At 69.7% G+C, this 14,234-nt stretch carries 12 protein-coding genes; 4 read left to right on the top strand and 8 right to left on the bottom strand.

The features are described 5' to 3' along the window. Nucleotides 1-4: 4 nt before the first annotated feature. From AAHG03_RS03940 to AAHG03_RS03910, 7 genes are all read right to left on the bottom strand, one after another. Nucleotides 5-754 carry a peptidase gene (locus tag AAHG03_RS03940; protein ID WP_342148923.1) on the bottom strand — a complete coding sequence of 250 codons (750 nt, stop codon included), beginning with the start codon at nucleotides 752-754 and terminating at the stop codon, nucleotides 5-7. Between the two features lie 213 nt (nucleotides 755-967). Then, nucleotides 968-1,858 (bottom strand): PLL family lectin, encoded by an 891-nt coding sequence (locus tag AAHG03_RS03935; RefSeq protein WP_342148921.1) that lies wholly within the window; start codon nucleotides 1,856-1,858, stop codon nucleotides 968-970. Between the two features lie 137 nt (nucleotides 1,859-1,995). Next, entirely contained in the window at nucleotides 1,996-2,859 is an 864-nt protein-coding gene (locus AAHG03_RS03930; protein ID WP_342148919.1) for a transglutaminase family protein, read from the bottom strand. 123 nt (nucleotides 2,860-2,982) lie between these two features. Next, nucleotides 2,983-4,461, bottom strand: coding sequence for an MFS transporter (locus tag AAHG03_RS03925; protein WP_342148918.1), 1,479 nt, complete (start codon nucleotides 4,459-4,461; stop codon nucleotides 2,983-2,985). 460 nt (nucleotides 4,462-4,921) lie between these two features. Continuing rightward, a complete protein-coding gene (locus AAHG03_RS03920) occupies nucleotides 4,922-5,866 on the bottom strand; it encodes an alpha-E domain-containing protein (RefSeq protein ID WP_342148917.1) in 945 nt (314 codons plus the stop codon). A 119-nt stretch (nucleotides 5,867-5,985) separates the two neighbouring features. Beyond that, nucleotides 5,986-7,425, bottom strand: a complete 1,440-nt coding sequence (locus AAHG03_RS03915; protein ID WP_342148916.1) for a circularly permuted type 2 ATP-grasp protein — start codon at nucleotides 7,423-7,425, stop codon at nucleotides 5,986-5,988. A 164-nt stretch (nucleotides 7,426-7,589) separates the two neighbouring features. Then, on the bottom strand, nucleotides 7,590-8,315 hold the full coding sequence (locus AAHG03_RS03910; protein ID WP_342148914.1) for an SIR2 family NAD-dependent protein deacylase: 726 nt from the start codon (nucleotides 8,313-8,315) through the stop codon (nucleotides 7,590-7,592). A 69-nt stretch (nucleotides 8,316-8,384) separates the two neighbouring features. Between AAHG03_RS03910 and AAHG03_RS03905 the strand changes: the two genes are divergently transcribed. Next, entirely contained in the window at nucleotides 8,385-8,657 is a 273-nt protein-coding gene (locus AAHG03_RS03905; RefSeq protein ID WP_342148913.1) for a DUF4926 domain-containing protein, read from the top strand. Continuing rightward, a complete protein-coding gene (locus AAHG03_RS03900) occupies nucleotides 8,654-8,995 on the top strand; it encodes a DUF6883 domain-containing protein (RefSeq protein WP_342148912.1) in 342 nt (113 codons plus the stop codon). The genes AAHG03_RS03905 and AAHG03_RS03900 overlap by 4 nt, the downstream gene beginning before the upstream one ends. Here AAHG03_RS03900 and AAHG03_RS03895 read toward each other — a convergent pair. Beyond that, nucleotides 8,992-10,350 (bottom strand): hemolysin family protein, encoded by a 1,359-nt coding sequence (locus tag AAHG03_RS03895; RefSeq protein WP_342148909.1) that lies wholly within the window; start codon nucleotides 10,348-10,350, stop codon nucleotides 8,992-8,994. The two genes, AAHG03_RS03900 and AAHG03_RS03895, sit on opposite strands and share 4 nt — an antisense overlap. Before the next feature lie 159 nt (nucleotides 10,351-10,509). Here AAHG03_RS03895 and AAHG03_RS03890 point away from each other — a divergent pair, with 159 nt between their 5' ends. Both AAHG03_RS03890 and AAHG03_RS03885 read left to right on the top strand, forming a co-directional pair. Beyond that, on the top strand, nucleotides 10,510-13,515 hold the full coding sequence (locus AAHG03_RS03890; protein ID WP_342148907.1) for a glycosyltransferase family 2 protein: 3,006 nt from the start codon (nucleotides 10,510-10,512) through the stop codon (nucleotides 13,513-13,515). A gap of 384 nt (nucleotides 13,516-13,899) precedes the next feature. Further along, nucleotides 13,900-14,127, top strand: coding sequence for a hypothetical protein (locus tag AAHG03_RS03885; RefSeq protein WP_091942510.1), 228 nt, complete (start codon nucleotides 13,900-13,902; stop codon nucleotides 14,125-14,127). Nucleotides 14,128-14,234: the final 107 nt, after the last annotated feature.

Below are 14,234 nucleotides of genomic sequence, written 5' to 3'. Positions count from 1 at the left end.
GCACTCAGCGCGGCGGCCCGTAGGGCGGGCGGGGAATCGCCCGGTGCGCGGCGCGCAGGGCCGCGGACCAGCGCTCGCGCAGATCGTGGAAGTAGCTCTCGCCGGCCTCGATCCGGTAGTTCACCTCGAGGGCGAGCGCGTTGCGGCGCAGGACCGCGATGTCGATGGGCAGGCCCACGCCGAGGTTGGAGCGCATGGTCGAATCCATCGAGACGAGGCCCACTTTAAGCGCGTCGTAGAGGTCGGTCTCGAAGGTGACGGCGCGGTCGAGGATCGGCTTGCCGTACTTGTGCTCGCCGATCTGGAGGAACGGCGCGTCGCGGCTGCACTCGATGAAGTTGCCCGCCGAGTAGATCATGAACAGCCGCATCGGCTCGGTGCCGATCTGGCCGCCGAACAGGAATGAGACCTCCATGCGGAGGTTCGCCGCCTCGGCGCCGGCCTTCTCGATCGCGCGCACGCGCCGGATCGCCCGGCCGACGAGCTGGGCCGCCTTGAACATCGTCGGCGCGTCGCGCAGGCGTGGCGGCGGCCCGTCCGTCTCCTCGTCGTCCACGCCCTCGTGCAGCATGGACAGGACCGACTGCGTCATCGACAGGTTGCCGGCGGACGCCAGCATCATCACCCGCTCGTCGGCGACGTTGAACATATGGAGCTTGCGGTAGGTCGAGATGTTGTCGAGCCCCGCATTGGTGCGGGTGTCGGCGATCATCACGAGCCCGTCCTCGACGAGCACTCCGACGCAGTAGGTCATGACGGCACGGGGCCTTGCAGGGACGCTTGAGGCTGCCGGATGACACGGCGAAGCCTCACGCCGCAAGTCGATCTTTCGGGCAGCCGGGCCATCGCCCGTCGCGATGACCCGACGGGCGCCGTCGTGGCGATCCGAGAGAACCCCCGCCCGCCGCCTCGCAACCGCGGCGTGCGGGACACGACCGAAGCGGTCGACCGAGAGCGTGTCGGCCGCTCAGCTGTTGACCCAGGGTCCCCAGCCGCCGCCGGGGCTGGTCTGCTGGATGACCCACAGGCTCCCGTTCTCGTCGATGCCCCAGAACATCACGTTGCCGTCGGCCATCTGCGCGGCGGCAATCCGCGCGAAGGACGTGCTGGTGTCGAACGGGGGGAACTGTCCCCAGCCGGTCCACTCATTGCCCGAGACCTGCTCGAAGCAGGTCCAGAGCGCACCGCTCCCGTCGACGCCCCAGACCTGCGCGCCACGCGAGCCGCCTTGGGAAACGGTGGCGATCGCTGGAAAAGCGCCGGGCTGTCCATTGAACTTGGGCCCCTCGAAGCCGTACCAGCCGTTGCCGGGTGCGGTCTGGAAATTCGTCCAGATGCTCTGGTACTCATCGAGAGCGAAGAGCTGGACCCGCGGATCGTTCTGAAGGCTCGCCGTGATCTCGAAGCAGGGGTTGGGCCCGCCGAAGTCGACCCAATCGCTCCAGCTGTCGGTGCCGGGTGTCGCCTGATAGCACGTGACGATGCCGTTTGCGTCGGTGATGCCGAAGAGCTGAGCGCCGCGACCGCCGCCCTGCGCGCTCGCGCAGATGCGCTGCATCTTCGGGGCACCACCGAAGTTCGGCCCGGAGAAGGCGCACCACGTGCCATCCGCGTACTGCCACGAGGACCAGAGCTGCCCGTCGACGTCGAGCAGGAAGACCTGCGCGAGGCCGTTACCCTGCTGGCACGCCGCCACGCGGGAGACCTGCGCGGGCGCGCCGTCCGGTGTCGACCACGGCCCCCAAGGCATCTCCGACCCATCCCTTTGGGATGTGATCAGCTGATAGTCGGTCGTGATGGCCCAGACTTGGCAGAGTTGGGACGCGGCTTGCAGCTGCGTCGCCGCGACTTCGAACACGGGCGGCGCATTATTCCAAGACTGAAACATCCGAATCATCCCCCAAACCTAAGATTGGAGGCTAGCCCGGACGCGATGGTTTCGAAACAGTGAATTCCATTCTCGATTGAGAATTCTCGGCCGCCTCGCGCGCCTGCTCAGCCGCCCTGAGACTGGCTTTGACTCTGGCTCGGGGCGCGGCTGTTCTGCGCCTGCGCCCCGCCTTCGCCGACCCGCAGGGTCACGGTGAGGGTCTCGGTGCCGCCGCCGGTGCGGCTGCCGCGGATCGGGGCGGCGCCGAGATAGTCGAGGCCGGTGGCGACGCGGATATGCGCCTCGGTGGTCGAGAGGCCGTAGGCCGGATCGAACCCGACCCAGCCGAGATCGGGCACCAAGGCCTCGGCCCAGGCATGCGCCGCGTCCTCCTCGCCGTCGTCGCGGCGGACGTAGCCGGAGACGTAGCGGGCCGGGATCTCGAGATGGCGCGCGGCGGTGACGAAGACGTGGGCGATGTCCTGGCAGACGCCGCTGCCGGCCGCGAAGGCCTGGGCGGCGGTGGTGCTGGCGCTGGCCGGGCCGGGGACGAAGGCCACCGTCTCGGGGACGGCGGCGAGCAGGCGGTGCAGGATGGCGAGCGGGCTGCTCTCGCCCTCGCCTGCCACGCGCCGGGCGAAGGCCTGGATCTCCGGGCTCGCCTCGGTCAGCGGCGTGTCGCGGAGATAGAACAGGTCGGGCAGGCGCTCGACCGCGCCGCGGACGATGCCGTCGGTCTCGAAGGTTTCGACCTCGCCGGTCACCCGCACGGTGAGCGCGTCGGTCGGCTCGTCCGCCGAGAACCAGTGGACGAGGTTGCCGAACCCGTCCTCCCGCGCGGTCAGCCGCCCGTTGACGGAGGGCTCGATGCGCCACTCGCGCACGTGCTGCCCGTCATGGTCGCGCGGCGTCAGCCGCATGAGCTGGATCAGGCCGCGGGCCGGCTGCTCGTAGGTGTAGACGGTGTCGTGGACGATGCGGATGCGCATGCCGTGATGGTCCTGCCTCGGCGCCTCGCGGGCAAGCTAGGGCGGGATGCGCGATTTGGGAATCGTGTCGTGTGCCCAAAGCGTTGGCAGACTCGCGCCGTCATCGCGAGGCGGTGAGCCGACTCACACCACCTGCGGCGGTAGGGGGCCGAGCGGCGGCGCGGGGCTGCCGGTCGCGGCGGCGTTGTAGCGCGCCACGAGGTCGCGCGCCTCCGCCTCGCTCGCGGCCGCCGGGGGCGAGCCCCACATGCTGGACCCGTTCGGCTCGCGGATGGCGAGCATCGAGGCGACGCCGATCGCGCCCGCGATCATCAGGTAATAGGCCGGCCAGTTGAGGTCGCCGGTGAAGGCGACGAGCGAACCCACCACCAGCGAGGTCGTGCCGGCAAACAGCGAGACCGAGACGTTGAAGGCGATCGACAGCCCGGTCGCCCGGATGTTGGTCGGAAACAGGGCCGGCAGGGTCGAGGGCATGGTGGCGGAAAAGCAGATCAGCAGCAGGCCCATCATGAGGAGGCCGGTGAACACCGCCGCCTCGCTCTGGCTGCGGATCAGCAGGATCATCGGCAGCGCCAGCACCACGAGGCCGACCGCGCCGACGAGCGCGAACGGCTTGCGGCCGAACCGGTCCGACAGGCGCCCGACCAGCGGGATCGCGAGCAGCGCGATCACCATCACGACGATCTGCAGGATCTGCGAGGCGGTGGCCGAGATGCCGCCCGAGCCCTGCATCGTCGGCAGGGTCTGGGTGACGTAGGTCGGCATGTAGGCGGTCAGCATGTAGTTCGGCACGTTCCAGGCCAGCACCAGCCCCATGCAGACGAGCGCGTAGGGCCAGAGCGCGAACACGTCGCGATAGGTCTGGGTGGCGCGTGCGGTCTTCTCGCGCGCTTCCGCCTCGGCTTCGAGGGCGGCGAAGGCTGGCGTCTCGGCGAGTTGCGCGCGCAGGTAAAGCCCGATCAGGCCGAGCGGCAGGGCGAGGAAGAACGGCAGGCGCCAGCCCCAGTCGAGCAACTGCTCCTCGGTCAGGGCGATGTGGGCGGTCGTCACCACGATGGCGCCGAGCAGGTAGCCGGTGAAGGTGCCGAATTCGAGCCAGCTGCCGAGGAAGCCGCGCTTCCGGTCCGGGGCGTACTCGGCGATGAAGGTCATGGCGCTGCCGTACTCGCCGCCGGTCGAGAAACCCTGGACGAGGCGGGCGGCGAGCAGCAGGAGCGGGGCGAGGATACCGATGCTCTCCTGGCTCGGGATGCAGCCGATGGCGAAGGTGCCGACCGCCATCAGGATCATGGTGGCGGCGAGCACCCGGTTGCGGCCGATCCGGTCGGCCAGCGGCCCGAAGAACGCCCCGCCGAGCGGCCGGATCAGGAACGCCACCGCGAACAGGCCGAAGGTCGCGATCTCGCCCATCGGGTGGGAGAGGTCGGAGAAGAACACTTTTTGGATGACGGGTTCGAAGAAGGCATAGACGCCGAAATCGTACCACTCGGCGACGTTGCCGACGGAGGCCGCCGAGATCGCCCGGTTGACCGTCGCCGGCTCGGTGACGGTGCAGTCGGAGGGCTTCCACTCCTTCTCGGACTCGACGTGCTGCGACAGCATCCCTCAGGACTCTCCGTGGCGACGACGGGCATCCACCTCCCGCGGTCGGGGCCCGGCATTTTCCTTCATGAGACGGGCAAGCCCGCGCGCGGCTGGGCTGCGGCCCTCGCGCAGTGTGATCGGTTGCCGCGATGGGAGTTGTCGCGGAGCGACGTTCTGTTGCGATTTACGGCGTGGACGGGGGATTGGGCGGGGGCATTATAGGTGCGGTGCCGATGAAAGCGCGGCGGAGCAAGTTGTGCCCCCTCTCCCCGCACGCGGGGAGAGGGTCGCGACGACCCTGTCGTCGGCGCGACGAGCGGTAGCGGGGGTGAGGGGGCTTGTCCGGAAGAGGCTCCTACGGATGAGCCCCCTCACCTTCGGCTGCCGCCTCGCTTCATGCCCCGACAAGGGGGCATGAAGCCCTCTCCCCGCGTGCGGGGAGAGGGGATGCGTGGGTCGTCGTCGCGATCGACCTCCGTCAAACCAGATACTGCTCGCTGATCGCCGCCCCCAGCGCGTTGTTCTCGGCGATGAAGCCCTGGATGAACTCGTGCAGCCCCGAGGCGAAGATGCGCTCGATGTCGGCGCTGCCGAGCTTCGCCCGCATCTTGCTCGCCAAGCGCTGGCTCTCGCCGCGGCGGCCATAGGCGTCGGCGATGAGGTCGAGATGTTCGACCAGCATGCGGTAGCAGCTCGCCAGCGAGCGCGGCATCTCGGGGTTGAGGATCAGCAGGTCGGCCACCAACAGCGGCTTGATGCTCTCGCGGTAGACCCAGTGATAGGCGTTGAAGGCCGAGACCTCGCGCAGGATTGTGGTCCACTGGAAGTAGTCGAGCGAGCCGCCGACCCGCTCGGAGGCCGGCAGCAGGATCTGGTACTTCACGTCGAGGATGCGCGCCGTGTTGTCGGCCCGCTCGATCGCCGTGCCGGCGCGGGTGAACCAGTAGGCGTCGTTGCGCAGCATCGTCCGGTAGGCCGAGCCGTCGAAGGTGAGCGAGACGCGCTTCACCCAATCGAGGAACTGCGTGAATTCCTCCCGCGTCAGGTCGCGGCCTTCATACGAGCGCAGCTCCAGCCACGCGCCGTTGATCGTGTCCCACATCTCGGTGGTGAGCGCCGTGCGGATCGAGCGCGCGTTCTCCCGCGCGGTGGCGATGCAGGAGCGGATCGAGGACGGGTTGTTGGGGGAAAACGCCAGGAAGTTGCAGACCGTGTGCTCGTTGACCGTGTCGTAGAGCGTGCGGAACAGCTCCGGATCGCCTGCCGACAGGAGGGCCGAGGCCCACTCGTTCGATTCGCGCCCGCCGTAGCTCGACGGCAGGGCTGCGAGGCGATGGGCCGCGTCGAGGATGCGGGCGAGGAAGTCGGCGCGCTCGGCGTAGCGCGAGAGCCAGTAGAGGTTGTCGGCGGTCCGGGACAGCATGGGTTCAGCTCGCAGGCCAGCTCTTGGACATTTCGGCGATCAGTGCGGCATTTGCCCGGTTTCAGGGCAAACGCCTGCGACGTCCCGCCGAATGATTGCTCAACGGGTGGTCGGGATGCTCATGCATCCAGCACCCAGGTGTCCTTGGTGCCGCCGCCCTGGCTCGAATTGACCACGAGCGAACCCTCCTTCAGGGCGACGCGGGTCAGCCCGCCCGGCACGATGCGGATCTCGTCGGCGCCCGCCAGCACGAACGGGCGGAGATCGACGTGGCGCGGGGCGACGCCGGAGGCCACGAAGGTCGGGCAGGTGGAGAGCGACAGCGTCGGCTGGGCGATGAAGTTGTCCGGCGCATGCCGCAGCTTCTTGGCGAACTCGTCGATCTCGCGCCGGGTCGCGTGCGGGCCCACCAGCATGCCGTAGCCGCCCGAGCCGTTGACCTCCTTCACCACGAGGTCCTTCAGGTTGTCCATCACGTAGGAGAACGCCTCCCGCTCGCGGCAGCGATAGGTCGGCACGTTGTGCAGGATCGGCTCCTCGCCGGTGAAGAATTTCACGATCTCCGGCATGTAGCTGTAGACCGCCTTGTCGTCGGAGATGCCGGTTCCGACTGCGTTCGAGAGCGTCACGTTTCCGCGCTCGTAGGCGTTCATGAGGCCCGGCACGCCCAGCACCGAGTCCGGGCGGAACACCAGCGGGTCCAGGAAGTCGTCGTCGAGGCGGCGGTAGATCACGTCGACCCGGCGCGGCCCCTCGGTGGTGCGCATGTAGACGACATCGTCCTTGGTGAAGAGGTCGCCCGCCTCCACCAGTTCGACGCCGAGTTTGTCCGCCAGGAACGAGTGCTCGTAGAAGGCCGAGTTGTAGCGCCCCGGCGTCAGCAGCACGACGGTGGGGTCGCGCGTGGCGGATTGGGGCGCGAGGCTGCGCAGCGTCGCGAGCAGGGCATCGGGATAGTTCTCGACCGGCGCGACGCGGTGGCGCGAGAACAGCTCGGGGAAGAGCCGCATCATCACCTCGCGGTTCTCCAGCATGTAGGAGACCCCCGAGGGCGTGCGCGCATTGTCTTCGAGCACGAAGAAGTCGTTCTCGCCGGTCCTCACGATGTCGATGCCGGCGATGTGGACGTAGAGGTCGTGCGGCACGTCGAAGGCGCGCATCTCCATGCGGTAATGTGGGTTGCGGTAGACGAGGTCGGGCGGGATGATCCCGGCCTTGATGCATTCCTCGGCGCCGTAGATGTCGTTGATGAAGGCGTTGAGCGCGGTGACGCGCTGCTTCAGCCCGCGTTCCAGAAAGTCCCATTCGGGCTTGGTCAGCACCCGGGGGATGATGTCGAACGGGATCAGCCGCTCGGTCGATTCGTTGGCGCCGTAGACCGCGAACGTGATGCCGATGCGCCGGAACAGCATCTCGGCCTGGCTGCGGCGGGTGTTGAAATGCTCCGGGGAGGTCTTGTCGAGCCACGCCTTGAGGATGTCGTAGGCCTGCCGCACGGCGGCCGGATCGGCCCCACCGGCCCCGCCCCCGTTCATCTCGTCGAACGCCGTGTGCGCCATCCGCGCCACCCCTCCCATCGTCTTCCGCCGTACCGGAGCAAGAGGCAGGCCACGGCGACGGTTGGAGCCATGCCCCGTCCGCCGGCCTCGTGCCTCCCGTGCGGCGACGTTTCGAGGGAACTAGTGGATCGGGCGCGTAGGCCCATCCCCGCGACGCTTACGATTCACCCCGCGCCGTCGCCGCCGGCCAGGATGTCGGCGACGAAAGCCGACACGGTCTCGCTCGCCGGCCCGAGGCGGGTCTTGGCGAACATCCCGGCATTGTCGGCGGCTTCCAGATTGAGCGCGAGCGTCGGGATGCCGAATTCCCGCGCCTGGGCGGCGTAGCCCGCGGCCGGATAGACCGCCCCCGAGGTGCCGATCGCCACGAACAGGTCGGACTTCAGCAGCGCGTCCTCGATCGCGTCGAGGTGTTTGGGCATCTCGCCGAACCACACCACGTCCGGCCGCATCCCGCCGGTTTTTTGGCAATTGGGGCAGGGCGTCGCGACCGTGAGGTCCTCGCGCCATTCCCGGCTCGCGCCGCAATGGGTGCAGCGGGCCCGCACCAGTTCGCCGTGGATGTGGACGACCTCGCGCGAGCCCGCCCGCTCGTGCAGGTCGTCGACGTTCTGCGTGCACAGGAAAAGCCGTCCGCCGCGGGCCGTCAGCGCCGCCTCCAGCCGCGCCAGAGCCGCGTGGGCCGGGTTGGGCTCGGCCTTCACCGCGTCGCGGCGGCGCATGTTGTAGAAGTCGTGCACCAGCACCGGGTCGGCCGCGAACGCCTCGGGTGTGGCGAGCTTCATCGGATCGAACCGGCTCCACACCCCGCCGCGGTCGCGGAACGTGCCGAGCCCGCTCTCGGCGGAGATGCCGGCGCCCGTCAGCACGAAGATGTTCTCGATGTCCATCGTGCCCCGGCGACGGCAATTTGCATTCGGCCCCTGGCCATGCCCATCTGCAGGCTGCAGGAGATGAGAGTGACCCGCAAGTCTTCTACCGCCGGACTTGTCCATCCGCAGCATCGGCTGGCGCGAAACGTCGCGCAGCCGAGCCGGCTGCCGCTGGCCGAGTTGAGCATGGTCCGGTTGTCCGGCGACCTGACGCTTGACGACGGCCGCACCCTGCCCGCGGGGGCGACGGGGGCGGTGGTGTTCGTGCACGCGGCCGGCGAGGCCTACGAGGTGGAGTTCATCACCCCGTTCCACGCCGTCGCGACGGTGACGGCGCCGAACCTCTCGCAGACGGCGTGACGCAGCCGGCCCCGGCGCGCCGGATTCCGCTCGCCAAGATCACCGCTTACCTGCTCGATCCGACCCATCCGGCCGGCGCGTCGAAGGCCGCCTTCTTCCGAGCGTTCGGCTTCTCGGCCGAGGCGTGGCCCGTCGTCGAGGCGGCCCTGATGGAGCATCCCGAGCGCAATCCGATCGACGAGGTGCGCCGGGACCGCTGGGGTGTCCGCACCGCGTTCCGATGCCGGATCAGGACGCCGGACGGGCGCGACCCCTGCATCGTCAGCGTCTGGATCGTGCCGCCCGGTCGAGAGGAGGCCGTGTTCGTGACGGCCTATCCGGCCGGCGAGGGTGGCTAACCCTCCGCCATCCGCTGCGCCAGCACCTTGTCGATGCGGCGTCCGTCCATGTCGACCACCTCGATGCGCCAGCCTTGCGCCTCGATGAAGTCGCCCTCGGTCGGGATGCGGCCGAGATGGACGATGAAGAAGCCGGCGAAGGTGGAGAAGTCGTCCGAGCGCGGCTTTTCGGTGAAGCCGAGGCGGTCGAAGGCGTCGCCCGCGGGCATCATGCCGTCGATGAGGAGCGAGCCGTCCTCGCGCTCGACCACCATCTTCTCGTCGCCGGGCTCGGGGATCTCGCCGGCCATGGCCTCCAGGAGGTCGGTCTGGGTGACGATGCCCTCCAGGCTGCCGTACTCGTCCACCACGATCGCCATGCGCACCGGCTTGGTCTGGAACATCTCCAAGACCTTCAGGATCGCCAGCCCCTCGTGGACCACGATGGGCTCGCGGGTCGCGCCCTTTACGTCGAGGGGCTTGCCGTCGAGGAACTGATCCAGCAGGTCCTGCTTCCTCAGCACGCCGACGACGTCGTCGATCTGGCCGCGGCTCACCACGATCTGCTCGTGGCGGCAGGCGCGCACGGCCTCGATCATCTCCTCCTGGCTGTCGTCGAGATCGACCCAATCGACCTCGTTTCGCGGCGTCATGATCTCGCGGATGCGCCGCTCGCCGATGGCGAGGATGCGGGCCACCGCGTCCTCCTGCGCCTCGTGCAGCAGGCCGGCCTCGTGGCTCGCGGTGACGAGCAGGCTCAGTTCGGCAGGCGAAGGCAGATGACCCTCGCCCTCTCCGGGGCGCAGGCCCAGCAGCCGCAGCACGCCGTTGCCCAGCCCGTTGAGGAAGTGGATCGCGGGCCCGAACACCAGCAGGAACAGGGAGAGCGGGCGCACGATGACGAGGGCGGTGCGCTCGCTGCGCTGGAGCGCGAGGCTTTTCGGCGCCAGCTCGCCGAGCACGATGTGCAGCGTGGTGATGACGGCGAACGCCAGCACCACGGCGAGCGTGTGCGTGGTGACGCCCGCGGCCATCGGCGGCAGCCACGCGAAGGCGGGCTCGATCAGGTGGGCGAGCGCCGGCTCGCCGACCCAGCCGAGCGCGAGCGAGGACAGGGTGATGCCGAGCTGCGTCGCGGCGAGATGCGCGTCGAGCCGGTCGGTGGCGCGTTGCAGCGCCTTGGCGTTCAGCCGGCCCTCGTTGACCAGTTCGGCGATCCGGCTGCGCCGCACCGCCACGAGGGAGAATTCCGCCGCGACGAAGAAGCCGTTGGCGAGGACGAGGGCGACGACGGCCAGAAGACCGAGCGCCGAAGACCAGAGACCGTCGGAAATCGTGCCCTCCCGGGGCGATGCCGCATCGATGACCGCACCCATCGGCGGCAGGCTGCAATTAAGGCCGAACCCGGGGGCGGGGGAAGGGGGCGCCGATCAATCCTCGGGGGGAGGACGGGCGCGCGCCATCTTTTCGCTCCCAGGCTCCGCCATCGCGGGTGTAGGGGGCGTAGGGCCCATCGCCGTATCGAAGGACGGATCGTGATCAAGCTGCCGAGGCTGCTTCGGCCCAAACGCCGCGACGCCGCGCTGGCGCGACCCTTCTTCGATGCCGAGTTCTACCGCAGCGAATATCCCGACGTGGCGTCCGGCGGGATGGACCCGCTCCTGCACTACCTCGACCACGGCTGGCGCGAGGGCCGCAACCCGTCCGCCGTGTTCGGCACGCTCTACTACGCCGACCGGCACTTGGGCGAAGGCGTGCCGGAGAACCCGCTGCTCCACTACGCCCGGCTCTCGGCCACGGAGCGGCTGCGGGTTCCGACCCGGCCGGGGCCGGATTTCGTCGCGGTCCAGGCGGAGGTGATCGCGCCCCATTTCGATGCCGGCTTCTACGCCCGCACCGCCGGGCTGGAGGAGAGCGGGGAAGACCCGCTCATCCACTACCTCACCAAGGGGTGGCGGCGGGGGCTTGCCCCCAACGACGGCTTCGACGGCACCGCCTACCTTCAGGCCCACGCCCATGTGCGCCGCCTCGACGTCAGCCCGCTCTACCACTTCGTCTCGACCCGGCGGCTGAATTCGTCCCAGGCGATCCCGCCCGAGCCGCGGGCGACCGGGGCGGCGGCCCGGCTCCCGGCCGATCCGGCCGACGCCACCGACGCGCAGATCTACCGGGCCGTCGCGGCGGAGTTCGACACGGCGTATTACCGCGAGCGCAACGCCGACATCCGCCATTCCGGCGTCGATCCGGTGCGCCACTTCCTCGATTTCGGCGTGCGCGAGGACCGCGACCCGAACCCGCACTTCTCCGTCCGCTTCTACCGCGCGCAGTACCGCCACGAGATCGGGCGGGGCGTGAACCCGTTCTTCCACTACCTCGCGGTCGGGCGCGACCGCGGCTTCAAGCCGAACGCCTACGGCCGCGGGCCCTGGCCGGCGCAGGTCGCGCCGAGCGCGGCGGAGTGGGAGCGGGCGCGGCCCGCCGCCGACCTTGGCAGCGCGCGGGTCGTCCTGATCATGCCGGTCTACAAGGGGCTCGACGACACCCTGCGCGCCATCCACTCGGTGCTGAGCGCGCCCCAGGCGACGCCCTTCGCCCTCCTCGTGATCGACGATTGCAGCCCCGAGCCGGCGCTGTCGGCGGCGCTGGCGGAGCTGGCCGGCCGCGGCCTGTTCGTGCTCGAACGGAACGCGGAGAACCTCGGCTTCGTCCGCACCTGCAACCGCGGCCTGGAGCTGGCCACCGATCGCGACGTGGTGCTCCTGAACGCCGACATCGTCGTGTTCGGCGACTGGCTCGACCGCCTGCTCCGGCACGCCGCCGACGATCCCTCGATCGCCACGGTGACGCCGTTCTCCAACAACGCCACGATCTGCAGCTACCCGGTCTTCTGCATCGACAACCAGACGCAGCTCGAGGTCGGCCCGGCCGAGATCGACGCCTACGCGGCGGCCTGCAACGCCGGCACGCGCTCCACGGTGCCGACGGGCGTCGGCTTCTGCTTCTACATGCGCCGGGCCGTGATCGACGCGGTCGGCCCCCTCGACGCGGAGACCTTCGGGCGCGGCTACGGCGAGGAGAACGACTTCTGCCTGCGGGCGCTCAAGGCGGGCTTTGCCAACGTGCTCGCCCACGACGTGTTCGTGTTCCACTCCGGCTCGGTCTCGTTCGGCGGCCTGCTCGCGACCAAGGGCGCCGAGATCCTGCGCACCCTGCTGACCAAGCACGCCGACTACCAGCGCCGGGTCGAGACCCATATCCGGGTCGATCCGGCCCGCTTCGCCCGCCGCCGCCTCGACCATTACCGCTTCGCCCGCCGCGTCATCGCCTCGGGACGGCCCGTGGCGCTGATCGTCACCCACGATTTCGGCGGCGGCATCGAGACCCATATCGAGGCGATGAGCGCGCGGCTCACCGAGGCCGGGCTCGAACCGGTCTACCTGCGCACCGACGACCTCACCGGCCTGCGGGCCGATCTGCCGAAGGCGAGCGCCGTCGATTTCCCGGCCTCGGTGCTGGACCCGATCTCGCTCGCCACCGAGCGCGACTTCGTCGCCGAGCTGATTGCGTGGCTCGATCCGGTCCTCGTCCACGTCCACTCGCTCGCCGGGCTCGACTGGCCCTCGACGCTGAGGCTGATGGAGCTGATCGCGGGCCTGCCCACCGGTTACGACGCGACGCTGCACGACTATTCGGCGGTCTGCCACCGCAACCACCTGCTGCGGCCCGAGGGCGTCTATTGCGGCCTGCCCGCGCCCGCGGTCTGCCGCGCCTGCATCCGCCTCGACGACGAGCCCGAGACGCCCCCGCCCGATCCGGAGGCGCGCAGGCGCGCCTGGGCCGGTTTCCTGGGAGGCGCGCGGCGCGTCTTCGCCCCCTCGCGCGATCTCGCCGAGCGCATCGCGGGGGCGCTCGACCTCCCGGGGATCACCCTGCGCCCGCACGAGGACCGGCTGCCCGCGGCCCCGCCGCGCCCCGCGACGCGCCGGGACGGGCCGCTGCGGGTGGCGGTGGTCGGCTCCATCGGCATCCACAAGGGCTTCGACGTGGTCCACGACCTTGCGCTGGACGCGCAGCTGCGCGCACTGCCCATCGGCTACACCCTGATCGGCCACAGCTACGCCCCCGGCGCGATGCGGGCGGCGGGCGTGCGCGAGACCGGCCGCTACGACGGCGACGCGGCGGCCTTCACCGAACTCGCCCGGCTCGATCCCGACCTGATCCTGCTGCCGACGATCCTGCCCGAGACCTACTGCTACACGCTCTCGCTGGCGCTCGCCGCGGGCATCCCCCCGGCGGTGTTCGACCTCGGCGCGCAGGGGCAGCGGCTGGCGGAGCTGGGCCAGGGCTTCCGCCTCGACCCGGCGCTCGCGGGCGACCCGCAGCGGCTCAACGCGGCGCTGCTGGCGCTCCCGCTCGACGCGCTGAGGGCCGAGCAGTCGGTTTTTCGCCCGACCGTCTATCCGCGGATTTTGGAGGATTATTACGGCTTGGCCGGCGGGGATTTGGCGGGACGGGTCGGGGCGGAGCGGGAGCCGGCCTGATCCTCAGGCGGATATCCGCATTCGGAGCATGCCCCCTCGTCTCCACCCCACACCGCCGTCATTCCGGGGCCGCGCAGCGGAACCCGGAATCCACGACTGGCCGCGACGCCTCGTCTAGCCGCGCATCACGGGTGGATTGCACGCCTCCAGCGCGCCCCTTCGGGTCCGGGTTCGCTTCACGCCCCGGAATGACGGCGTTCAGGATCGAAACGGTGGGTGCGCCGTCCAGCTCAAGGCGCCGTCCCGGCCGCGAGCGCTCGCGGTCCACCCCTTCCTTAACATCCATTCATTTACGGACCCGCTCTCCGGGGGCTACAACGGTCGAGCTTGGCCGAGTCGCGTGCGGCCTCGGCCAGGCGTTCGTTGCAAGCCAAGGGGACTCCCATGACCACGCAGAACCTCACCGTGACCGCTCGCGAGCGCGACACGCTTCTGGCGGCGTTGCGCTACTACCAGTTCTACCGGATGCAGGGTCACCCGTTCGACCCCCGGAAGGACGACCTGATCGACACCATCGCGGCCACCAGCGGCGATGCCCTCGATCTGGCGGAGGTCGACGACCTCTGCGCGGGCCTGCGCGGCAACGTGCACGCGCTGGCCGCCACGGGTTGAAGCGTCCGTCTCGCTCAGAAAACGGGTTCAGGCGAGCAGCAGGGCGTTGAGGATCACGGCCGCACCCAGGCCGACGACGAACACCGCGGCGAGGAGGGGCGCGTCCG

Source organism: Methylorubrum subtropicum (assembly GCF_038442325.1).
Lineage (GTDB): Bacteria > Pseudomonadota > Alphaproteobacteria > Rhizobiales > Beijerinckiaceae > Methylobacterium > Methylobacterium subtropicum.
This window is presented reverse-complemented; position numbering and strand designations above follow the sequence as displayed.

Excerpts from the sequence above, each read along its gene's own strand:
- AAHG03_RS03940 (WP_342148923.1), bottom strand. The coding sequence starts at position 754 with ATGACCTACTGCGTCGGAGTGCTCGTCGAGGACGGGCTCGTGATGATC.
- AAHG03_RS03930 (WP_342148919.1), bottom strand. The coding sequence starts at position 2,859 with ATGCGCATCCGCATCGTCCACGACACCGTCTACACCTACGAGCAGCCG.
- AAHG03_RS03925 (WP_342148918.1), bottom strand. The coding sequence starts at position 4,461 with ATGCTGTCGCAGCACGTCGAGTCCGAGAAGGAGTGGAAGCCCTCCGAC.
- AAHG03_RS03920 (WP_342148917.1), bottom strand. The coding sequence starts at position 5,866 with ATGCTGTCCCGGACCGCCGACAACCTCTACTGGCTCTCGCGCTACGCC.
- AAHG03_RS03915 (WP_342148916.1), bottom strand. The coding sequence starts at position 7,425 with ATGGCGCACACGGCGTTCGACGAGATGAACGGGGGCGGGGCCGGTGGG.
- AAHG03_RS03910 (WP_342148914.1), bottom strand. The coding sequence starts at position 8,315 with ATGGACATCGAGAACATCTTCGTGCTGACGGGCGCCGGCATCTCCGCC.
- AAHG03_RS03895 (WP_342148909.1), bottom strand. The coding sequence starts at position 10,350 with ATGGGTGCGGTCATCGATGCGGCATCGCCCCGGGAGGGCACGATTTCC.
- AAHG03_RS03885 (WP_091942510.1), top strand. The coding sequence starts at position 13,900 with ATGACCACGCAGAACCTCACCGTGACCGCTCGCGAGCGCGACACGCTT.